The 20,108-nt window shown below is 60.7% G+C and carries 21 protein-coding genes; 17 read left to right on the forward strand and 4 right to left on the reverse strand.

Features of this window, described 5'->3' with window-relative positions; translation table 11 throughout:
* Window positions 1-26: 26 nt before the first annotated feature.
* Window positions 27-1,388 (reverse strand): dicarboxylate/amino acid:cation symporter, encoded by a 1,362-nt coding sequence (locus MU449_RS06655; RefSeq protein WP_244737230.1) that lies wholly within the window; start codon window positions 1,386-1,388, stop codon window positions 27-29.
* 200 nt (window positions 1,389-1,588) lie between these two features.
* Between MU449_RS06655 and MU449_RS06660 the strand changes: the two genes are divergently transcribed.
* From MU449_RS06660 to MU449_RS06720, 13 genes are all read left to right on the forward strand, one after another.
* A complete protein-coding gene (locus tag MU449_RS06660; protein WP_244737231.1) occupies window positions 1,589-1,969 on the forward strand; it encodes a DUF6950 family protein in 381 nt (126 codons plus the stop codon).
* 1 nt (window position 1,970) lies between these two features.
* Window positions 1,971-6,425 carry a phage tail protein gene (locus MU449_RS06665; RefSeq protein WP_244737232.1) on the forward strand — a complete coding sequence of 1,485 codons (4,455 nt, stop codon included), beginning with the start codon at window positions 1,971-1,973 and terminating at the stop codon, window positions 6,423-6,425.
* Window positions 6,422-7,000, forward strand: coding sequence for a hypothetical protein (locus MU449_RS06670; RefSeq protein WP_244737233.1), 579 nt, complete (start codon window positions 6,422-6,424; stop codon window positions 6,998-7,000). The genes MU449_RS06665 and MU449_RS06670 overlap by 4 nt, the downstream gene beginning before the upstream one ends.
* Complete coding sequence (locus MU449_RS06675; protein WP_244737234.1) at window positions 6,997-8,148, forward strand: hypothetical protein; 1,152 nt, start codon at window positions 6,997-6,999, stop codon at window positions 8,146-8,148. Before MU449_RS06670 ends, MU449_RS06675 begins: the two co-directional genes overlap by 4 nt.
* On the forward strand, window positions 8,148-8,456 hold the full coding sequence (locus tag MU449_RS06680; protein ID WP_244737235.1) for a hypothetical protein: 309 nt from the start codon (window positions 8,148-8,150) through the stop codon (window positions 8,454-8,456). The genes MU449_RS06675 and MU449_RS06680 overlap by 1 nt, the downstream gene beginning before the upstream one ends.
* A gap of 43 nt (window positions 8,457-8,499) precedes the next feature.
* Complete coding sequence (locus MU449_RS06685) at window positions 8,500-8,877, forward strand: hypothetical protein (protein ID WP_244737236.1); 378 nt, start codon at window positions 8,500-8,502, stop codon at window positions 8,875-8,877.
* On the forward strand, window positions 8,877-9,050 hold the full coding sequence (locus MU449_RS06690; protein WP_244737237.1) for a hypothetical protein: 174 nt from the start codon (window positions 8,877-8,879) through the stop codon (window positions 9,048-9,050). Before MU449_RS06685 ends, MU449_RS06690 begins: the two co-directional genes overlap by 1 nt.
* Complete coding sequence (locus MU449_RS06695; protein ID WP_244737239.1) at window positions 9,043-10,083, forward strand: glycine-rich domain-containing protein; 1,041 nt, start codon at window positions 9,043-9,045, stop codon at window positions 10,081-10,083. Before MU449_RS06690 ends, MU449_RS06695 begins: the two co-directional genes overlap by 8 nt.
* A gap of 14 nt (window positions 10,084-10,097) precedes the next feature.
* Window positions 10,098-10,424 carry a hypothetical protein gene (locus tag MU449_RS06700; RefSeq protein WP_244737241.1) on the forward strand — a complete coding sequence of 109 codons (327 nt, stop codon included), beginning with the start codon at window positions 10,098-10,100 and terminating at the stop codon, window positions 10,422-10,424.
* Window positions 10,421-10,663 carry a hypothetical protein gene (locus MU449_RS06705; RefSeq protein ID WP_244737242.1) on the forward strand — a complete coding sequence of 81 codons (243 nt, stop codon included), beginning with the start codon at window positions 10,421-10,423 and terminating at the stop codon, window positions 10,661-10,663. The genes MU449_RS06700 and MU449_RS06705 overlap by 4 nt, the downstream gene beginning before the upstream one ends.
* A 4-nt stretch (window positions 10,664-10,667) precedes the next feature.
* Window positions 10,668-10,853 carry a hypothetical protein gene (locus tag MU449_RS06710; RefSeq protein ID WP_244737243.1) on the forward strand — a complete coding sequence of 62 codons (186 nt, stop codon included), beginning with the start codon at window positions 10,668-10,670 and terminating at the stop codon, window positions 10,851-10,853.
* A complete protein-coding gene (locus tag MU449_RS06715; RefSeq protein WP_244737244.1) occupies window positions 10,846-11,265 on the forward strand; it encodes a hypothetical protein in 420 nt (139 codons plus the stop codon). Before MU449_RS06710 ends, MU449_RS06715 begins: the two co-directional genes overlap by 8 nt.
* A 198-nt stretch (window positions 11,266-11,463) precedes the next feature.
* On the forward strand, window positions 11,464-13,119 hold the full coding sequence (locus MU449_RS06720) for a Hint domain-containing protein (RefSeq protein WP_244737245.1): 1,656 nt from the start codon (window positions 11,464-11,466) through the stop codon (window positions 13,117-13,119).
* Window positions 13,120-14,247: 1,128 nt separating this feature from the next.
* On the opposite strand, the gene MU449_RS06725 is transcribed toward MU449_RS06720, so the two are convergent.
* On the reverse strand, window positions 14,248-14,442 hold the full coding sequence (locus MU449_RS06725; RefSeq protein ID WP_244737246.1) for a twin-arginine translocase TatA/TatE family subunit: 195 nt from the start codon (window positions 14,440-14,442) through the stop codon (window positions 14,248-14,250).
* A 141-nt stretch (window positions 14,443-14,583) separates the two neighbouring features.
* Here MU449_RS06725 and MU449_RS06730 point away from each other — a divergent pair, with 141 nt between their 5' ends.
* Both MU449_RS06730 and MU449_RS06735 read left to right on the forward strand, forming a co-directional pair.
* Complete coding sequence (locus tag MU449_RS06730; protein ID WP_244737247.1) at window positions 14,584-15,414, forward strand: N-acetylmuramidase domain-containing protein; 831 nt, start codon at window positions 14,584-14,586, stop codon at window positions 15,412-15,414.
* A complete protein-coding gene (locus tag MU449_RS06735; protein ID WP_244737248.1) occupies window positions 15,411-15,620 on the forward strand; it encodes a hypothetical protein in 210 nt (69 codons plus the stop codon). Before MU449_RS06730 ends, MU449_RS06735 begins: the two co-directional genes overlap by 4 nt.
* A gap of 55 nt (window positions 15,621-15,675) precedes the next feature.
* Here MU449_RS06735 and MU449_RS06740 read toward each other — a convergent pair whose 3' ends face one another.
* Window positions 15,676-16,023 (reverse strand): hypothetical protein, encoded by a 348-nt coding sequence (locus tag MU449_RS06740; RefSeq protein WP_244737250.1) that lies wholly within the window; start codon window positions 16,021-16,023, stop codon window positions 15,676-15,678.
* Between the two features lie 322 nt (window positions 16,024-16,345).
* On the opposite strand from MU449_RS06740, the gene MU449_RS06745 reads away from it, so the two are divergent.
* Window positions 16,346-17,575 carry a polysaccharide pyruvyl transferase family protein gene (locus tag MU449_RS06745; RefSeq protein WP_244737252.1) on the forward strand — a complete coding sequence of 410 codons (1,230 nt, stop codon included), beginning with the start codon at window positions 16,346-16,348 and terminating at the stop codon, window positions 17,573-17,575.
* A gap of 32 nt (window positions 17,576-17,607) precedes the next feature.
* On the forward strand, window positions 17,608-18,363 hold the full coding sequence (locus MU449_RS06750; RefSeq protein ID WP_244737253.1) for a hypothetical protein: 756 nt from the start codon (window positions 17,608-17,610) through the stop codon (window positions 18,361-18,363).
* 60 nt (window positions 18,364-18,423) lie between these two features.
* Here the strand turns inward: MU449_RS06750 and MU449_RS06755 are convergent, their stop codons facing one another.
* Complete coding sequence (locus MU449_RS06755) at window positions 18,424-19,359, reverse strand: glycosyltransferase family protein (RefSeq protein WP_244737254.1); 936 nt, start codon at window positions 19,357-19,359, stop codon at window positions 18,424-18,426.
* Window positions 19,360-20,108 lie beyond the last annotated feature (749 nt).

Genomic DNA, 20,108 nt, shown 5'->3' on the forward strand with positions numbered 1-20,108 from the left:
GCCATTCTAAGTTACGGATCGTTAGATTAGTCGGAGGACAAGACGTTGTCTTTGAATGCGGGTGGCATTGCCTCGGGTACTTCTGCCTCTTCTAGCGGTTGCGGCGTGCCATTCAGCGCAGCGTTCATCTTCGCCACATCCAGTTCCCCTTCCCAGCGGGCGACGACCAGCGTGGCCACGGCATTGCCGATGAAGTTTGTCAACGCACGGCATTCCGACATGAAGCGGTCGATTCCGAGGATGAGGGCCATGCCCGCGATCGGAACGGTCGGTACGACGGACAGTGTGGCCGCCAAGGTAATGAAGCCTGCGCCCGTGATGCCGGCAGCACCCTTGGACGACAGCATGGCCACCAGCAGCAGCAGGATCTGCTGACCCCAGGTCAGGTCGGTGTTTGTCGCCTGTGCGATGAACAGAGCGGCCATTGTCATGTAGATGTTGGTGCCATCCAGATTGAACGAATATCCGGTCGGCACGACCAGACCCACGACCGAGCGCGATGCTCCCGCGCGTTCCATCTTCTGCAGCAGCGACGGCAGCGCCGCTTCGGACGACGATGTGCCCAGAACCAGCAGCAATTCTTCCTTGATGTACTTGATCAGCTTCCAGATCGAGAAACCATTATACCGCGCCACGGCGCCCAGCACGATGAAGATGAACAGAAGTGCCGTTACATAGAAACAGATGATCAGGAAGGCCAAGTTAGCGACCGACCCGATGCCGTAGCGCCCGATGGTGAACGCCATTGCGCCGAAGGCGCCAATGGGGGCAGCCTTCATCAGTATCGCCACCAGCTTGAATACCGGATAGGTGAGCATTTGCAGAAACTCTGTGACAGGCTTGCCGCGGTCACCCACCATCGCCAGCGAGATGCCGAACAAAACGGCCACGAACAGCACCTGCAGGATGTCACCCTGGGCAAACGCCCCCACCAGGGTGGACGGAATGATATTCATCAAAAAGCCGGTGATCGTCGTCTCATGCGCGGCGGTCTGATAATTCTGAATGGCAGCGGTATCCAGCGTGGCCGGATCGATGTTCATACCGGCACCGGGAGTGACCACGTTCGCAACAATCAGGCCTATGATAAGTGCCAGTGTCGAAAATGTAAGAAAGTAAATCATCGCTTTACCGGCGACCCGTCCGACTTTTTTCATGTCGGTCATGCCAGCTATGCCGGTCGTGACGGTCAGGAAGATCACAGGCGCAATGATCATCTTCACCAGCTTGATGAAGGCGTCACCCAGCGGCTTTAGGCTGGCCGCGAATTGGGGGTAGAAATGCCCGAGCAGGATGCCCAGCGTGATTGCCACCAGCACTTGAATGTACAGCTGCCGGTACCAAGGTTTGGGCGTGGGCGGGGGTCCCGCTGTTTGAGAAAAGTCCATATGTCCTCCAGTGCATACCGGATATGCGGTAGCGACGAGTCTCATAGACGGACGTCATATCATCAGCAATAGCCAGACTGGTAGCTTCAGCGCCGATCGGCGGACTAAAGTTTGCGGGCTTTAGGGTCGCGAAACTGATCAATGGCGCCGTTCCGCCTCATCGTATTCAGCTCTTCATCGATAATATCATGAGGTATCCCATGATCGATCTGCACCGCTATCTGGCGGAGGCGGCGGCGCGTCCGTTTGCTTATGGCCAGCATGATTGCGCCACCTTCGCCGCCCGCTGGGTCGAACAGCGCACGGGGGAGGATATCTCGGACGGGCTGATCGGGCGATACACCACCCTGCGCGGCGGGCTGCGGATCGTGAGGCGGCGGGGGCTGGCCGATCACGTCGCCTTCTTCGCCTCGGTCCTTTCTGTTCGCACCGGACTGCCCCGCACAGGCAATCTGGTGGCCGTGGAGGGCAGCGACGGCCCCGCAATGGGCATCTGGGGCGGCGAGGCCGCGCATCATCTGAGCGAGGCGGGACTGGCAGCGCTGCCCCTGTCGCGCGTCACTCACATCTTCGAGGTATGACATGAGCAAGGTGGCCAAGGTTGTCGGAGCCATCGGTCTGGGCGTTGGACTGGCTTGGGCCACGGGCGGCCTGTCGGCGGCATGGATGGCGGGAGCCAAGGCCACGCTGACGGGAACGATCGGCGGGCAGCTGCTGACCTCGGTCGCGGCCACGGCCTTGTCATCGGCGCTGGCCGGTAAACCGTCTTCGGGCCAATCGGCGGGCATCCGGGCGCAGGATGCGGGACGCGGGGACATCAACCCCGACAGCTTCGTGCTGGGCCGGTATGCGGTCAAAGGTTCGCATGTCTGCCCGCCCTATTCCCATTCGATCGCGGGCTACAAAACGCCCAATCCGATCATGAATCAAGTGATCCACCTCGGTGGGCGTCCTGGGCAGAAGCTGGTCGGCATGATGATCGACGGCAAGGCGGTCGAGATCACCGATCAGGTGCATCCCGACTATGGGCGTGAGATCGGCATCGATGGCCGGACGGGCTATGCGCGTGTCCGGTTCTATGACGGCACCCAGACCGCCGCCGATCCGATGCTGGTGTCCCGGTATCGCCCGCCCCATGCGCGCCCGTGGACCACCGACATGGTGGGGACCGGCATCTGCTATGCCGTGATGACCTATGGCTGGTGGCCGGAGGGGTTCCAGGGCTTTCCGCAGGCGACCTTCATTCTGGACGGCGCGGGGCTTTATGATCCTCGCCGCGACAGCAGCGTGGGCGGCAACGGTCCGCAGCGCTGGTCGCAGCCTGCGACGTGGGAGGGATCGGAAAACCCCGCCGTGCAGATCTACAACCTGCTGCGCGGGGTCACCCTGCCGGGGGGCGTGGTCTATGGCGGGCGGGCGCGGGCCGATCAGCTGCCGCTCCCGAACTGGATGGCGGCGATGGACGCCTGCGACCGGCCCGTCACGAATGCCGATGGCACGACCGAACCGGCCTGGCGCACGTCCTATGAGGTGATGCTGTCGGACGAACCGGCGGGCGTGATCGAGGAGCTGGCCAAGGCGGCCTCCATCCAGCTGACCGAAAGCGGTGGGACATGGCGGATCCGCGTGGGCGGACCGGGTGTGCCCGTAGCGCATATGACCGATGGCGACATCGTCACGACCGCCAACCAGATGTTCGACATGTTCCCGACGCTGGAGAACACGTTCAATGGCGTCTCCGCCAGCTTTCCCGATCCCGCTTCGGGGTGGGAGGCGGTGGAAGCGCCGCTCTACATCCGCTCGGACTATGTGGCCGCCGATCGCGGCAAGGAATTGTTTGCCGACCTGACGCTGGCCGCTGCGCCTTATGCAATGCAGGTGCAGCGTCTCGCGCGGGCCTATGTCGAGGAGGAACGCCGGTTCCGCCGTCACGTCCTCGTCTTGCCGCCGGATTATGGCGCGCTGGAGCCGCTGGACGCGATCACCTGGACCAGCGAGCGCAACGGCTACATCGCCAAGGTGTTTGAGGTCGCGGCCACTACGACCAATCCGGTCACCCAGCTGGTCAGCGTCACGCTGCGCGAGCGCGACCCCGAGGATTACGACTGGAAGCCGGGGTTTGAACTGCCCTACACGCCGACGCCCATCGTCTGGGGGGACGTGCCGCAGATCGAGATGGCGCACTTCGATGTGGAGGGCGCGTTTCTGCCGGATGGTGACGGCAAGCCCCGCCGCCCCGTCCTCGTTCTGTCATGGGACACCGACGAGTTGGAGCCTCTGTCGTCTGTCCATTGGGAGGTGCGCCTGCAGGGGAGCGCTGAGGTTCTGCGCGATATCGCCATTCCGATGGCAGGTCAGGCCATCGTGCGCGATGTCCTGCCCGATCAGGTCTATGAGGCGCGCATCCGTCCCGACCTGCGCGGCTATGATCCGCAATGGACGGCGTGGAAGATGGCCCGGACGCCCAATATCCGCCTTGGTCGGGACGATGTCGCCTATGACGAACTGACCGAGGAGGTGCGCGGCAGTCTGGAGGAACTGCGCGATTGGGCCGCCGACAATCTGAACGGCCTGACCTCGCAGGTCCGCGCCGAAGTGGACGCCCGGCTGGCCGCGATTGCGGACCTCGCCGACACCATCACCGCCGAATCCGATGCGCGGGCGGAGGGGGCCAGAACGGAGGCCGCGCGCTTCCGGTCGATCCTCGATCAGATGGAAGGGCTCAAGACCTATGTCGCGGCCCTGTCCTACGAGTCCTACGCCCAGATCAACGAGACCCGGCGGGTGCTGGCCGCGATCGACGTGGGCGGCGTGGCGGGGTTCGAGGAACGGATCACCGCCGCCGCCTCGGCGGTGGGCGCGCTGGCCGAACGGGTGGTGACCCTGACGGCGGAGAATGACCGGCTGTCGTCGCAGATCCTCGCGGTCGATACCGCGCGGGTGGATGGCGAGGAGGCGCTGGCCCGGCAGATCAGCGGCCTCTCGGTCGGCACGGTCACGCAGTTCGACACCGCCGTGACGTGGTATTTCGACCGTGAGGCCGAAGGCTGGAGTGGCGGGGCCGTGGTAGTGCCGGGCTATCTCCGCCCGGCGACCCTGCTGGTCTCTCCTGACGGGCTGGCCGTCGATGTGGCCCGTTACGAACAGGTGCGGATGCGCCTGCGGCGGTCGGGCACGCCCGCTTGGAGCGAGAGCCGGATCGAATGGCGCGAGGTCGGGCAGGATTGGGACGGGGCGCGTCAGGCGGCGATCCCCGAACCGGTCTGGGGTGAGGGCAATGCGGGTCTCGTGACCCTCACCCTCCAGTCGTCGGCCTTGGTCGATCAGCTGCGCCTCGTGCTGCCCACGGGCGGTGCGGGATATGTGGAGATCGACTGGATCGGGATCGGGCGTCCCGCGCCGGGGGCGTCATCCGCCGATCTGATCAGCGAGCGCCGCGCCCGCATCACGGCAGATGAGGCGCTGGCCTCCGATCTGACCGGGGTGGAAGCCCGCCTGACCGATACCGATGGGCGCCTGACCGGCACCGTGCAGGTGGTGGAGGGCATCGAGAGCCGGGTGCGGGAAACCGAGACCGGCCTTCTGGCCCAAGGTCAGGCGCTGGAGACGATGCAGGTCGATCTGGGCGGCAAGGCCTCGGTCGAACTGGTCGACCAACGCATTGGCGAGATCGAGGCCACCGGCGCTGTGGGCATCTCGGCCCTGGCAGGGCAGATGGCACTGATCCGCAACGAACAGGTGCCGTTGGCCCTCGACGTGGTGGATGCGGCCTACGCCGCCTACCTGCGCGATATGGACGGTCGCAAGATCGTCGCGGAAACGTTGCAGGAAGCGAACACCCGGATCGACCAGACGGCGGAGCGGCTGGCGGTCACGGCGGAGCAGCTGCGGCAGGTTCGGACCGAACTGCCGGGACTGGCCACGGGCCGGGCGCTGGATGTGCTGCGCAGCACCGTGTCGATGCAGGGCGATACGCTGGCCGTGCAGAATACGGCCCTCACCCGTCTGACCGCCGATCTGGCGGGCAAGGCGGGGGCGGAGGCGCTGGACAGCCTGACGCTGGACGTGCGGCGGCAGGGTCAGGACGTGTCGGCGCAAGGCGATCAGTTGGCGCGGCTACGGCTGGATGTGGACGGAAAGGCCACCCAGACCTCAATGACCGCGCTGACGGGGCGGGTCGATGCCACCGAACGCGGCATCGAGGCGCAGGGCAGCGCGCTGACAGACGTGCTGTCAGAGCTTGGCGAAAAGGCCTCGTCCCGCGCGGTCAATGATCTGGCCACGCGGGTGCGGGACACCGAAGGCGATATCCGGGCGCAGGGCGACAGCCTGACGCGGCTGGATACTCGGGTCGGCAATGTCTGGGCCGAAGGTCTCTTGCGGATCACCACCGAGGCGGGGATCGGCGGCGCAACCTCGCGCATCGCGCTTGCAGCGGCGGCGGGCGCGAACAGCGCCACCCCCAGCCGCGCGGGGATCTACCTGCAAGCGGCGTCCGGTGGGCGCAGCGAGGCGTTGGTGGATGCCGACCTCTTTGGGGTGGTGTCGGGCGACACGTCGCAACGGCCCTTCATCGTTGCGGGGGGCCGCGTCTACATGGATGCCGCCTTCGTGCGGGATCTGTCGATCGGCACCGCCAAGATCGGTGACAACGCCATCACCATTCCGGTCAGCCAGTATCTGACCGGCTCGATCATCGGCGGTGGCGGGGAATGGCGTGAGGCGAACAGCGTCATCGTCACGCTGCCCGCGCGGGCGGATATGTCGGTGATCTGGACCGGCCAGCACTTCTATCAGAACGGCTTCGCCTCGCCCGGCCTCGGGGTCCGCATCCGGGTCAACGGCGACATCCGGTCGGTCCGCATCACCGGCAATCAGGGCGACGTGGGCAACCGGCAGGACTTCATGGTCTTCGCCGCCAGCTTCACCCTGCCCGCCGGTCGCCACGCCATCGCGGTGGAGTGGTTCGGGGGGCAGGCCGGACCGGACCTGCATCTCGCCCATCGGGCGCTCATCTGCATATCGAGCATGAAATGATCCAATACCTGATCGTTGATCCTGCCTCCGGGGCCATACTCGGCTCCGGGGCCGCCCACACATGGGAGGATGCTACGGCCTCCACCGGCAGCCTTGGCATCTGCGTCGATCTCGCCTCGCTGCCCTTCGAGCCGGCCCCCGACCGGCACCGCGTGGTGGAGGGGCAGATTGTCGATGCCCCACCGCCCGATCCGGGGCCTGCGCTTGCGGCGGCGCAATCTGTGGGCCGCGCCTCGGTCGCCCGTGCGGCGGAGGCGGCGCGCACGGCTCTCATGCCCATGCGGGATCTGCTGCGCGAACGGGACGCCGTGTCCTGGCTCGCCGCTGCGGATCCCGACTTGGCGGATTATCCGCTGATTGCCGCCGAGATCGGGGTGACCGCCAGCACCGGGTCACAGGTGGCGCAGGTCATCCTGCACGACCTCGCCGCCCGCGCCCCGCGTCTCGCCCGTCTGGAGGGGCTGATGCAGGAAGCGGATGTCGCTATCGCCGCGGCGGATGATCCCGCCGCCGTGCCCCCCATCGTCGCGGCCAGCGCAGCCGCGATCACTCAACTGACCGAGGATGTCCCATGAGTCTCGTCGCCTATTCGACCGGCACCGTCACTGTCGGGGCCAATGCCACCACCGTCACCGGCGCGAGCACCGCCTGGGTGTCCGCCGGGGTGCGGGCCGGGGACATGCTGTGGATCGCGGGCCTGACGGTCCGCATTCAGGACGTCGTCAGCAACACCTCCCTCAAGCTTGCCTTCCCGTGGCCCGGTGCGGCGCAGGGCGGAGCCAATTATGAGATCGCCTTCACCCCCGAAGGGCAGCGCGTGGTCGCTAACGCGCTGGCCGTGTTGGAGGCCGTGCGCAACGGCAACGTCTCGGCCCTGTCGAGCCTTGCGGGGGCCGCAAACCGCCTGCCGTATTTTACAGGCGCGGGGGTGATGTCCACCACCGCCCTGACCCCGGCGGCGCGGACGCTGCTGGACGATGAAGACGTGGCCTCGATGCGCAAGACGCTGGGGCTGGAGGTGCAGACCACGCAGACCGACACCACGGCGGGCCGTCTTATGACGGTGGGCGCGTTCGGAATCGGCGGCGAGCATAACTTTTCCGGCGATCTAAACTCCGTGCCGATGGGGGGGTTCGGCAATTCGGGGCTTGGCAGTCCTCCCGCCAACGCCCCGGAGGCGGGAAATGCCCGGTGGGCGGGGTTCACCTTCGGATCGGGCAATTCCAAGCTGCAGGTCATTGCCCGAACCGACTCGGGATCCGGCGCTTTGTATCGGCGGCATGCGACGGTCGGAAACCTCTCCCCGATATGGAATATGATCTACGATCAGAACTCGATCCTGGGCGGGGTCAGTCAGGCAAGCGGCAAGCCCACGGGCGGACTGATCGAACGTGGGTCGAATGCGAATGGCGATTATGCCCGCCTTGCTGATGGCACACAGATCTGCTGGAAATATCGGGCCGTCAACACGACCGAGACCGCAGGTCGAACCGGCGGAACTGTGAGCTGGGAATACCCTGCCTCGTTCATTTCTGGGCCAGCAACATTTTACTCTATCGAGGTGCCGGGGTCAGAGCAGAACATGGTTGACCGCGCTCTCGCGGGGGGCATTCCGGTTCTGATGCGGTCGCTGAATGCGCGCTGCATAATTGCTTTCGGCAACCCTGCCTCGACCCCCTCCAGCATAAGGGTGGACGCCATGGCCATTGGAAGGTGGTTCTGATGCACATTTCCTTTTCCCCGGTGCGCCGCGACGAACAGCTGACCGCCTCGATCGAGGGCGACATCCTGACCCTGAACGGCCAGCGCCTCGATCTGTCCGGTGTGGCGGATGGGCAGACCCTCCCGCGATCCGAGATTGACAGCGACTGGATCGGCGGGCCGGTTACACGGGTGGATGGCATGTTGCGCATCACCCTGATCCTGCCGCATGGGGCCGATGCCCCGGAGGAGACGCTGTTTCCAAAGCCAGTGGTGGTCACGGAGGATGGCCCCATCCCGCTGCCGCCTTACGACATCACCCCGACCTGACGCCCGCCCCTTGGCGGGCTTTTTCATATCTGGAGCCTATCCCATGCCCGACCTGTCTCTTGAGGCCCGCAACGCGCTGGCCGACACCCTGCGCACCCGCCTCTATGGCGGGGTGACTGTGTTCCGCGATGCGGGCGGGGTCGATCTCTTCACCCTGCCGAACCTCGCCTTCGATCCGGCAGCGGGCGGGGTGATCTCGGCCACGGGCCTGCCCGCCGATGCCCCCGTGATCGCCACCGGCATCGCCTCCAGCTATGAGCTGCGCGACAGCACGGGGGCGTGGGTGCTGCGCGGCCCGGTCAGCGGGCCGAATGGCGGGGGTGAGGCGATCATGCCCAATCCCACCGTCACCAATGGCGAAGAAGCGCGGGTGACCTCGATCACCCTGACCGTGCCCGCCTCGAACGTCGTGGTGGGCTGATGCAGCTGGCCCGGATCCGCGACGGGATCGTGGTCAACGTGATCGAGGCGGACGCGGCCACGCCCGACTGGCCGGATCACGTCCCCCTGACCGGGGGCGCGTGGATCGGCTGGCTCTATCGCGACGGCGCGTTCGTCGATCCCAATCCGCCGGTGGAGGATGCCGATGTTTGACGAAAGCCTTGGCAGCTGGTCCACGGTGCAGGACGGGCCGATCTGGTATCGCGTGGGCGTCCTGCCCGTGTCGGGCACCCTTCGCGCCACGCGGGCGGGACGGGCCGAGGTGATGCTGGTCGGCGCGGGGGGCACGGGGTCATCCTCGCCCGAAGGCGGCGGTGGCGGCGCGGGCTATCTGTTGACGCGATGGCTCGACATCGCGCCGGGGGACATCGCGATCACCGTGGGATCCGCGCCCTCGGCCTCCGCTGCGCTTGGCGGCACCACCTCGGCCTTCGGCCTGATCGCCCCCGGCGGGGGCGGTGGCAATTCCGGCAATGGTGGGAACGGCAGCGGATCCAGCGGCACCAGCGGCAGCACCCCGATCACCATCGGCGGGATCGGGGATCCCGGCAACAATGGCGGCCGCAATTCCCGTGGCGGGCGCGGGGCGCGGGCGGGCGGTGGTGGCGGCTCCACCACGGCGGCGGGCGGGGATGCGGCCACGGGTGTGCCCGGTGCGGGTGCGCAGGGGGTTGTGGTCAATTGGACCGGCCCCCGGTGGGTGCTGGCCCCCGGCGGCAACGGCGCGGTCGAACAGGCCTCGCCCCTGCCGCGCCCCGAGGGCTTCGCCAATCCCGGCGCGGGCGGCGGGGCGGGCACCGATCCCTATGCCGCGCAATCGGGCGTGGTGCTGGTGCGCTATGTGCTACGCCAGGCGCTGACGATCGGCGTGGCGTCGCCAGCGACGCAGGGCGCGGCAGTGGGCCATGCCGTGCGCGCGGCGGGGGTGGCGGGCGCGATGCCCACGCCTGCCGCCGCCATGCTGGCCCGTGCGGTGCGCGCCGTGGCCGTGCAGGCCCCCGTGGGGACGGTGCGGACCTCGGCCTATGGCCTTGCCCTGCGGAAGGCGAGTCTGGGCCTGTCCGCGCCCCCGGTGGGGGCGGCGGTCGTGGCGGGCATCGCCCTTCCCTACATCATCCGGGGCCGCGTGGCCTTTGCCGAACACAGCCGCAGCTGGACCAGCGATCCGGGGCGGCGCTTCACCTGACATCGAGGATCCTCATGGCCGATACATTCACCATCAAGCAGGGCGACACCTCGCCCGCGCTTGCCCGTGTGCTGGAGACGGCGCAGGGGCCGATCCCGCTGGAGGTCGGGGACCGGGTGACCTTCTCGATGCGGCGGCCCTATGGCGGGCCGGTGATCGTGGATCGCCAGCCTTGCCAGATCCGCGAGGGCAACGTGGTGGTCTACTTCTGGCACGACCGTGACACCGCCGTGCCGGGGCTGCATGAGGGAGAGTTCCAGATCACCCGCGCGGACGGGTCGATCGAGACGGTGCCGAACGGCGGCTATCTTGTCGTGAACGTGGTGGAGACGGTCGCGTGAACCTCGACCTCATCATCGAAAGGTTCGGGCTGGTCGGCTTGGTGCTGATCGGTATGGCCGGCGCGCTGCTGATCCTGTGGCGGCGATTGACGGAGGTGCAGGACGCGCGGATTGCCGACCAGGAGCGCAACGCCGAACGGCTGGCGAAGCTCTCGACCGAATCCACCACCGCGATGCGCGACGTGGGGGGAGACCTCACGACCTTGGCCCAGGTCATCAAGGATCGTCGCAATGGGTAGGCTCATGGACATCCTGACCGGACGCCGCGCGGCCGAACGGCGCGAGGTTCGCGATCGGTTTGAACTGCAGGCCGACATCGCCGTGGCCGTCGTGCAGGCCGAGGCGGACGAGCTGCGCCGCAAGCGGGACGCCCTGCAAGGCGTCCTGGACGAATTTACCGAACGCAGGAGGGGGCGGAACGATGCCTGAACTGGTGAAAGACTTGGCCCTGATGGCCGACACGCTGGTGACGGCGGTGCTGGTGCTGCTGCACCTGCTGATCCTGCGGGGGTTCCTGCCGTTGTTCCTGCGCCCGGACGGCACGGCGGTGTGGCATCTGGCGGCCAGCTATGTCTGGCTCTCCAGCGCGATCGGGGCGCGGGCGATCTACTGGGCCTATGCGCCCGAGGTGGTGCGGACGTTTCTGGGGCGGGGGATCGTGAACGTGCTGTTCGGGGTGGCGCTGATCTATGGCGCGTATCTGGTGCTGAAGCTTTTGTGGCTGATCATCCCCGACATCGACCGAGGCAAGTATTCGATCCTGACCGCACCATGGTATCCCGCGTCCAGCGAATGGCGGATTAGTGTGCTGCTGAACCTGCTGCGCCGGACGCGGGGGTAGTTTATAGCCCCCGGTAACTCGTGTTATAGTGACAGCCATCCCGCGAGCGAAAGTCTTTCAGACCAGTTTACTAACGAAAGTTATGGCTATTTAGCATATGCGAACGATTAGTTAACAATCTAACAACTATAAGTTGAACGAATCGCCAATCCTTTTTTATCTCTCACCCTTCAGGGCAAATATGTAAGGACGATAGCGATGGTTGAGGCGGTTAAACTTCCGGTCGATTCGACTGTTGACGCGACCCAAATGGCGCAAACGATGTTCGGGAGCGGTGTGCAGCTTGTCTCTGCACAGTATTCCGGGAATGCGATCTCCAAGGGCATCTATACGAACGGTGACGCTGTCTCCCCGGGCGTCGTTCCATCGAACTCCGGGGTCATCCTGTCGACAGGTCGCGCGTCAGATTTTACAGCAGATACCGGGTCCGGAGACGCCAACCAGCGCGGTGATCTGACAACCGAAACAAATGGTGTCGATAACAATCCATATCTAAATGAGATTGCTGGCGGAGAAACGTTCGACGGTGCTATCCTCGAAGCATCGTTTATCCCTCAGGGATCGACACTGACTATGCAGCTTGTATTCTCGTCAGAAGAATATCCCGAGTATGCAGGCACAGGTTTCAACGATGCTGTCGCGATTTTTGTCAATGGCGAGCGAGCTGTGTTGTCGATCGGTAACGGCGATATCTCGATCACCAACATCACGAGGGGTGGTACGAATGCCGACGGCAATCCGATCACCCCAAGCAACGAAAACCTGTATGTCGACAACGCGGGAAGCCAATACAACACCGAGATGGACGGCTTTACCATCACGCTGACATTGAAAGCGCCTGTCAATCCCGGCCAAGTGAACAACATCTTCATCGGCATCGCGGATGCTGGAGATCGACAGTTTGACTCAAACCTCCTTATTGCGGCCGATAGTGTGCAAACCGCTGTCATTGCTTCTGATTTCAACGGCGAAATGAACGTCGGAACGTCGAAAACATTCGATGTCCTGGCGGATGCACAGGCAGGCGCCGGTGCGACCCTGACAATCACCCAGATCAACGGGCAAGATGTGGTCGCTGGCGATAGTGTCGTGCTTGTGTCAGGCACCGTTGTGACGTTGAACCCGGATGGGACCCTGACATTCGATGCATCCGATACTCCCGGCACGGAGACGATCAGCTATACTATATCGGATCAAACCGGCACGACCGACGTAGGGTTTGTTACGGTCGAGGTCGCGCCTTGCTTCACGCGCGGGACACTGATCGAAACGCCCACAGGTCCGGTTCCGATCGAGCAGTTGAGGTCAGGCGATCTTGTCGAAACGAGAGACAATGGTCCCCAACCGATCCTGTGGCTCGGCCACAGCGCTATCGATGAGAAGGGGTTGAAACATAACCCGAAGCTGAAACCTATACGCATCAAGGCCGGTGCTTTGGGGGTGGCTTTGCCGTTGGTAGATCTGGTTGTGTCACCGCAACACCGCATCCTCATTCGTTCAAAAATCGCGCAGTCGATGTTCGGCATTGGAGAGGTTCTTGTTGCAGCCAAGCAGCTGTTGTCTATCGAAGGCATCGACGTTGTCGAGACCGCCAGCAGTGTCGACTACTACCATATCCTGCTGGCGCAGCATGATATGATTTTCTCGAACGGTGCGTGGACCGAGTCCCTTTTCACGGGCCCCCAAGCGTTGAAATCCTTGTCCGAGGAAGGTCGGGAAGAAATTATGCAGATCTTCCCGGAATTGCGCGGTGAAGACGGGCGTCCGAACCCGGCGCGTTTGTTTCCGAAGGGTCGTTTGTGCCGTGAGTTGGCGGACCGCCATGCGGAAAGCGGTCTGGCTCTTGCCTACTAAGGCGCGACTGCGCTTTGCATTGACTGCCTAACAAACTGCTTCCGATTGTTTTTGAAAACCCCGCCTCGTGCGGGGTTTTTGCATATCAGGAGACCATCATGAAACGTGTCCAATGGTATTGGACGGCGGGTACCCCGGCATGATCCAAGTCGAAGCTTGCAACGTTGATAACGCTTTAGATGTGGTTCAGAACGCCCTAAGGTTGTATGCTTTGCCTTCTTGAGGGAGGAACGACTTGCCACATAGAACACTTGCCTACTCTGTACACTATGCGACGGGATCATTCACGGGTCCGGATGACGCATCAGTGTTGTACGAATTCTCCGATGTACTGGCCCGTTACGGCGTTCCGATGCCGGAAGGTGAACTCAATGAAAGCCGCCTGCGCAAAGCTATATCAGACGCTGGCCGGCAAGATCAGATTACCTTCGATCTGAGTGACTGATAGTCTTGTGCTAAGTTGGCTTGAAGCGCTGAGATGAAGGCGCTTACGCCCTCACCTCACCATGATGTCTCAGCCCTTTTGACGTCTAGGGAGTGGCCACGAAGAGTTTAGGCCCCCATAGAACGATCACGGAGCCGATAAGCAAAAGTACCCAGTGATAGATTGTTCGCCAGGGTTCGCGCTTGAGAAAGCCTAGCCTGGTATGTGCGGAATTCTCTACGGCATCATTTTTGCGCGCATTGTCGGCGCTTTGCCGACCTTGATCATGTTCCATGAAGATTGGTCCTGAACAGATTACCGCGTAACGCGGATTAAGTGGTGAACCTGTTCAGAGATGGCGGGGCACGTGATCGATAGCCTGCGGGGCATAGCTCAGCGTATGAGCATTCATGTCGCGCGGCGCGAGGGAGTCGGGATTCAGAAGGCCAGATCGGGGGATCCGATAAGGCGGCCGGTGGTACGAATTTTGCGGGTGTGGTTTTATCCTCGCCGACCCTAATGCCCTGAGGGTTTTTCAGCAGTGCAACCTTGGTAAGTTGCAGCTGTGCGGTGACTATCTCGGCGGAGCGATTATGGGGAATGTCCGGCGGGGTTAGTGCAAAGCCGATCCACGCCGCGGCCAGTAGAAGGGCCGTTGCAATCTGTCTCAAGCATATGAGGATTGGGTAATTCACGTTTAGGCTTTAGCGGATCTCAGGATCTTTCGAGACTGGCGGTGCTGCGGTCGTATCCGCTTCACCTTCGGCTATGCCTCTTTTGAACGCACTGAAGCCGCGTCCGATCTCGCCCATCATTCCGGCGACTTTTCCTTGTCCAAAGATCACCAAGGCCACAACGGCGACGACCAGGATGTGTGAGAGACTGAACGCACCCGACATGTGATTCTCCATTGTCAGTGAGAGCGTGTCATACACCGTTCGCAGCCGACCGCGAAGTATTCCGATTGACGGAAGTCAGCCCGGAAAACGCTACCACCCCCCCCCGCCTCATGCGGGGTTTTTTCATATAAGGAGACCACGATGATCCCAGTTGGGTTCAAGGGCCGCGCGCTGGCGCTGGCCGCGATCGATATTGCCCGCATCGGACGGCGCATTGGCGTGGGCGAGGACGAGATCCGCGCCGTGATCGAGGTGGAGACCTCGGGCGGCGGGTTCGACCGCCAGGGCCGCCCTAAGATACTGTTCGAGCCGCATGTGTTCTGGCGCGAGCTTGGCGCCGGGCAGAAGCGCACGGCGGCGGAGGGGCAGGGGCTGGCCTATCCCAAGTGGGGGACACGGCCTTATCCGGCGGACAGTTATCCCCGCTTGGAGCTGGCGATGAAGATCGACGCCCGAGCGGCGCTGCGCTCGGCGTCGTGGGGGTTGGGGCAGATCATGGGGTTCAACCACAAGGCGGCGGGCTATGCCAATGCCGGGGACATGGTGGCCGCGTTCTGTGATGCGGAAGCCCTGCATCTGGAGGCAATGGTGCGGTTCATCCAGTCCGAAGGGCTGGACGATGACCTGCGCCGCCATGACTGGTCCGGCTTCTCGCGGGGCTACAACGGGGCGGGCTATGCGCAGCACAGCTATCACACCCGCCTCGCTGCTGCTTTCAAACGCTGGCAGGCCATCCCGGACGTGCTGGCGCCGGACCTTCCCAAGATCGGCCTTGGGGCGCGGGGCAAGGAGGTGAAGACCGCGCAGCAGCGGCTGCTGGTGGCGGGGCACGATCCCCGCGGCGTCGATGGCTGGTTCGGCGCGAACACCCGCGCGGTCGCCATCGATTTTCAATCCGCCCATGGCCTCGTGCCGGACGGTATCATCGGGCCCAAGACCTGGGCCGTTCTCAACACGGAGATTGTCGCATGAAACTCGCAACCCAACTGTCGGCGCTGCCGACGAACAAGCTGCTGACCGGATCGGCCATTGGCCCGATCGCCACCGCCGCATGGGCGGAGGTGATGGCCGCGGCCGCGCCCGCGCTGGCAGGGCCGGGCATGTCCGGGCTGATCGGCTTCATTGCCGCAATCGTGGTAGGATACTTTGTGCCGGATCGGGTGAACGAGGGGCGGTGAAGGTCAAAAGCAAAACCGCCCGAAAGGGCGGTTTTCCTGACCGACTGGCGTTTGTTCAGATGACAACCTGAGAGTGCTGAACGACGGTCCAATCCTCGTGAGCGCGACGGCGGTACACAGAGGTGCAGGTCGCATGGAAGCGTGTTTCGTCCTTTACGGCCTCTACCTTATAGCCGATCACAATAAGGCCCTCCTGAGGTCGCTTGATGACCTCATCGGAGAAGGTGACGGTTTCCCACTTGGGAGTGCCTGACACTGTATCAGCAGCATCGCTCCCTGCCACTAGATGGGGGGCATGGCTTAAGGCCATTACGCATTCGTCATCCACCCTTGAGTGATACCGTTCCTCGGACGCTTCCCACAGGCTGCGCTCAAATTCCCAAACACGCTTATCGTCCATCATGCTCTCCTTGTGTAGGATAGCAACAGTTCGAAGATGGGTCTGTTCCAGACAATCGGCGATGCTGGCGGCCCGCGCGCTGGCGGGGTCTGACACGCACAGACTGACAGGCTTCATCGCAACAGTTATGGCGGGGTACTTCGTGCCGGACTGGGTGTACGGGGCGCAGTAAAACAAAAACTTTATGAATGATGGACTATTCTAGGCTACAGGAGGCAAGCCTACTTGGCCGGAAAATGACATCTGACAACATGGACGGCGACATGATCCTGCTCTAAGGTCCGCGTGATCCACCTAGTGGACGCTGCTATTGCAAGGATTAGATATGAAAATCGACAGCGAAACGGATGCCTATGATCACGTCATACCGCCAATCTCGAAGCGGGCACGCGAAGCATGGCTGAAGGCGCTCACGAATCTTGTAGCGGTTCATAGTCCGCTGGCTGTGAAAACATTCGACCGGATCGATGGGCGCTCGGACCTTACTTCAGCGGATCGTATCCGATTGGATCGCCTCCGGCCTTGGATTGAAAATATGAAGTCGCCTTCCAACGGTGATTCTGTCGAAAATGGCGAAATTCCGTTTGGCGTGATGGGATATCGGTGTCCCGATCACGTCGCAGCGTCCAGAAACATCGGTGACTGGGTGCAGACTATCGCTATGATGTCGCACTTTACCCGTCGTCCGAACCTCGATTACACCGGCGAGCGTGAGCTTGTTGATTTTTTCAGCGGTCTTCGTGATGGAGTTCCCGCTGATCGCCAAATTTCTGGACCGAGCAAGACAATTCGATTAATCGAAATAAATCGGGATGCAACCTTTCACGATAAATTGCCAGAAACGGTATGGGCGTTTGTTTTCGGGTGGTATTTTAAGCTACCGTCTGGAAAGCTTGAATTTCCATTCCCCAAAAATATACGTCCTATTTTTATTTCGTTCCACATCAGTAACGTAAACCACATCACTGATGAGGCAATTTCGTACTTGAAAGATCATGCCCCGATTGGTTGCCGAGACCTACACACGGTTCGTCTTTTGAGAAAGAAAGGTGTCGAATGCTATTTTTCCGGTTGTGTTACGACCACAACTGGTGGCTTGTTCGAAAAGGCCAAGACTCCAAGTGATATGCCGGTTGCGTATGTTGACGCTACTGTCAACAAAATTCCCGACGAGGCTGTCGCACTGACCAACCTGCTGGACGAAATGAAAACTGCTTCGTTGGCAACATCGCTTTGCATGGCCCGTGATCGCCTCAACGATTATCGAACCAAATTTTCTAAAATTGTAACCTCAAGACTTCATACCTATCTTCCCTCGGAATCGATGGGAGTGAATATTGATTGGCTTCCGGTCCATGCTGACGATCGCCGTTTCGACGGCCTTGCTGGTCCGAACGAGATGAACCATCGGCAAATGGAAAACCGCATCGAAGAGATCGTCCGGGTTCTTTTGGACGCTGTTCTCGCCGGAGCGACACAGACCGAAGTTTACGACGCCTACAGACGTGAAGTCGCGCTGGAGATCGAACGAGCTGACAACTTGGTCTCGCAGTAAGCCTCGCATACATTATTTTAAGGATCACGCCTGTGGCACGTAATCTTATCTGGCAATATCACATCGACACTAAGCGCAGCTATGACTCACCCCATCGCAAAAAAATGGCAATGGCATCAGCTGAGACCGTATCTGCTTACGCCATGAAGCTAAATGCCGATTACGAAATGGCAAATCATTCGAAATGGTGGGTCAACGGAATGCATGGTGGCCCTGCCATGGAAAGATTCCAGATACTTGAGGAGAGATATGATGTCTATGATCATATCCTTTACCTGGATACTGACATTCTTATCGCGCCAACTGCTCCCAGCATTTTTGAGGAATACGCCACGGCCGATCTTGCAGGCATCAAGCAAGGGCATCAGCGTGACAAAGCGCTGATGGAGAATGGCTGGCTTAAGTCTGAGTTTCCCAACGCATCTCGCTACCACAACAATTACACTAACGGTGCAATATTGATGATGTCGCGTGACTTCCGTCAGTATCTTCGTGGTGTTTTCTCACCCCTTGATATCCAGGAGGATAAGGGTACGCATTGGGATAGGGATGGCATCAAGGTCCGTTGGCCTGTTTATGACCAATCCATGGTGTCATATTGGATAGCAATGTCGCCATTTTCTAGTACCCCAATCGATAGGGCTTGGTTCAAAGGGCCTCACTTCTTTAACCATGGGGGGCCCAAGACGGAAGAAAACCTTAAAAAGTATTTTGATAAATACTATGAGATCCGAGAGCAGTGGATACCCTCGGATTATCTGGGGCAGGAAATTAGCATATCAAAGTAATTCAAACGGGTCGATATCTTCGACCCGTTTTTTAAATGAAATTGGGAAATTTTAATTCTATCATTTTTCATTTTCCCTGGCTTTTGCACGTAAATCTTCAACCGTCATATCAAAGCACTCAGCCCATATTTCCGGTCCGCATGAGCCTGTAATTTCTTCTGCGCGCCGTAGTATGTGCTTTGTGCCGGACCGTTTATAGATTTCAATGTATTTATTGCGAGCATAGGAAGTGCTTCTAACTGGGTGAATAATTTTATTTCGTGTATGTGCGTGAGAAAGCTCTTCGTAAAGAATAGGCAGGCCTGTAGAGAAGAAACCTAGAAATTGCGACCTAAATTCTTTGTACAAGGACTGTGTGGAGAAGCCATTATTTTTAAGGGTAGTGGCTGTGAACGCTTCATCATTTGCGTGTAACGGAATCAATTGTTTTGAAGTTTCATAAACTTTGGCCTCCACTCCGCTATCGTAAAACGTACGAGCCTTGAAGAGAAATTCAACTGCATTCCGACTTAAACGGGAGATTGGATACAACATCCCATATACTTCGTCGGGGTATTGGGCGCACATTGTTTTATGCCAGCCCCAATTGGCTTTTCGATGACCGACCTCGTAGCCAAAAAGATCGGTGTCGATCTGTTCGGACTCTTTGAGGAACGCCTCCGTGTCAACGTTGAAGGCAACGTCATCATCAATAAGCCAATAAAATTTGTAGCCGGGTTGTTGCGCATAGGCAGCGTAGTAAAAATAGTCACCACACTGCCACGTGCAGCGATTGAAAAAATGGAGCCCTGACGAGACAATAAATTCCTTTGTCAAATCTATAACATTCGCGTCAGGCAGTAAGTTAGTTATCGCCTCTCGCTTTGTTGCTCCGTCATTGGTGCAATCCAGCACAACATATACATCCGCGACATTCTGCCTGCCGATACGTTCCATCACATAGCCTAGACGCTCCGCATCGCCGTTTGAGCGGATCAGTATGGCAGTCGTCGTCATCGCAGATTCCAGTTATTTTTTGCACTTTATAGCATGGAGGCGTGAAGTAAAGTGGCCTGAGCGCTCAGGTGACTGACATGCGCCACGCTGCTGCCATAGCGGCGTGGCGCTGACGTATGTTCTTTACACTTCATAGGACACTTCATAGGCTCGTATGATGAGTATCATCACCTGCAACGGTTTGGGGTTTTGTCGAAGAGTGTCCCATTGTCGTGATGGCTCTACGCCCAGCATTCAGGATCGCCCTCGAGCACACCTTTGGGTCGCACGTTGCGTCGCCGAATGCAGGTTTGATCGCTCACCGATGATTGCGCACGTAGCATAAGTTAGCGTGTTTTGTACGGCCAGACTTAGGCGCACCAATTTCGCCACCTAGAACAGAATGCTTTCTGCTATATGTAAACGGCGGGGTAGGGGGTTTCGCCGAAATCAGTCAGCATTGAGGGACGGCCGGCCTGCGCCAAATGGCGTGGGGCACCGGGAAGCTAACTCATTGAAATTGCGAGGCACACTCATTTGGGCTGATGGGGCACATGCCCGTTAAATGCAAGGGCGTGTCACGGATTTAGCTGATCCGTCTGGGGGCGCCATCTTTTAATGACTTAGCGGTTTACCAGTCGGGTAGTTGTCTTGGGTTGCTTCGTTGTTCCGCTGCGCGGTTTATCGACTTTTCGGATCGTGTTAGATCGCTTGCGAACGTAGCCTTCGGTCGTTTGACATCGGCGGGGTTGGCTTGATGTTGGAAGTCC

Origin of the sequence: Falsirhodobacter halotolerans (assembly GCF_022899245.1) — a bacterium.
GTDB lineage: Bacteria > Pseudomonadota > Alphaproteobacteria > Rhodobacterales > Rhodobacteraceae > Falsirhodobacter > Falsirhodobacter halotolerans.

Bases quoted from the DNA above. Each gene is read 5' to 3' on its own strand.
- MU449_RS06655 (WP_244737230.1), bottom strand. From the start codon at position 1,388: ATGGACTTTTCTCAAACAGCGGGACCCCCGCCCACGCCCAAACCTTGG.
- MU449_RS06660 (WP_244737231.1), top strand. From the start codon at position 1,589: ATGATCGATCTGCACCGCTATCTGGCGGAGGCGGCGGCGCGTCCGTTT.
- MU449_RS06665 (WP_244737232.1), top strand. From the start codon at position 1,971: ATGAGCAAGGTGGCCAAGGTTGTCGGAGCCATCGGTCTGGGCGTTGGA.
- MU449_RS06670 (WP_244737233.1), top strand. From the start codon at position 6,422: ATGATCCAATACCTGATCGTTGATCCTGCCTCCGGGGCCATACTCGGC.
- MU449_RS06675 (WP_244737234.1), top strand. From the start codon at position 6,997: ATGAGTCTCGTCGCCTATTCGACCGGCACCGTCACTGTCGGGGCCAAT.
- MU449_RS06680 (WP_244737235.1), top strand. From the start codon at position 8,148: ATGCACATTTCCTTTTCCCCGGTGCGCCGCGACGAACAGCTGACCGCC.
- MU449_RS06685 (WP_244737236.1), top strand. From the start codon at position 8,500: ATGCCCGACCTGTCTCTTGAGGCCCGCAACGCGCTGGCCGACACCCTG.
- MU449_RS06690 (WP_244737237.1), top strand. From the start codon at position 8,877: ATGCAGCTGGCCCGGATCCGCGACGGGATCGTGGTCAACGTGATCGAG.
- MU449_RS06695 (WP_244737239.1), top strand. From the start codon at position 9,043: ATGTTTGACGAAAGCCTTGGCAGCTGGTCCACGGTGCAGGACGGGCCG.
- MU449_RS06700 (WP_244737241.1), top strand. From the start codon at position 10,098: ATGGCCGATACATTCACCATCAAGCAGGGCGACACCTCGCCCGCGCTT.
- MU449_RS06710 (WP_244737243.1), top strand. From the start codon at position 10,668: ATGGACATCCTGACCGGACGCCGCGCGGCCGAACGGCGCGAGGTTCGC.
- MU449_RS06715 (WP_244737244.1), top strand. From the start codon at position 10,846: ATGCCTGAACTGGTGAAAGACTTGGCCCTGATGGCCGACACGCTGGTG.
- MU449_RS06720 (WP_244737245.1), top strand. From the start codon at position 11,464: ATGGTTGAGGCGGTTAAACTTCCGGTCGATTCGACTGTTGACGCGACC.
- MU449_RS06725 (WP_244737246.1), bottom strand. From the start codon at position 14,442: ATGTCGGGTGCGTTCAGTCTCTCACACATCCTGGTCGTCGCCGTTGTG.
- MU449_RS06730 (WP_244737247.1), top strand. From the start codon at position 14,584: ATGATCCCAGTTGGGTTCAAGGGCCGCGCGCTGGCGCTGGCCGCGATC.
- MU449_RS06735 (WP_244737248.1), top strand. From the start codon at position 15,411: ATGAAACTCGCAACCCAACTGTCGGCGCTGCCGACGAACAAGCTGCTG.
- MU449_RS06740 (WP_244737250.1), bottom strand. From the start codon at position 16,023: ATGATGGACGATAAGCGTGTTTGGGAATTTGAGCGCAGCCTGTGGGAA.
- MU449_RS06745 (WP_244737252.1), top strand. From the start codon at position 16,346: ATGAAAATCGACAGCGAAACGGATGCCTATGATCACGTCATACCGCCA.
- MU449_RS06755 (WP_244737254.1), bottom strand. From the start codon at position 19,359: ATGACGACGACTGCCATACTGATCCGCTCAAACGGCGATGCGGAGCGT.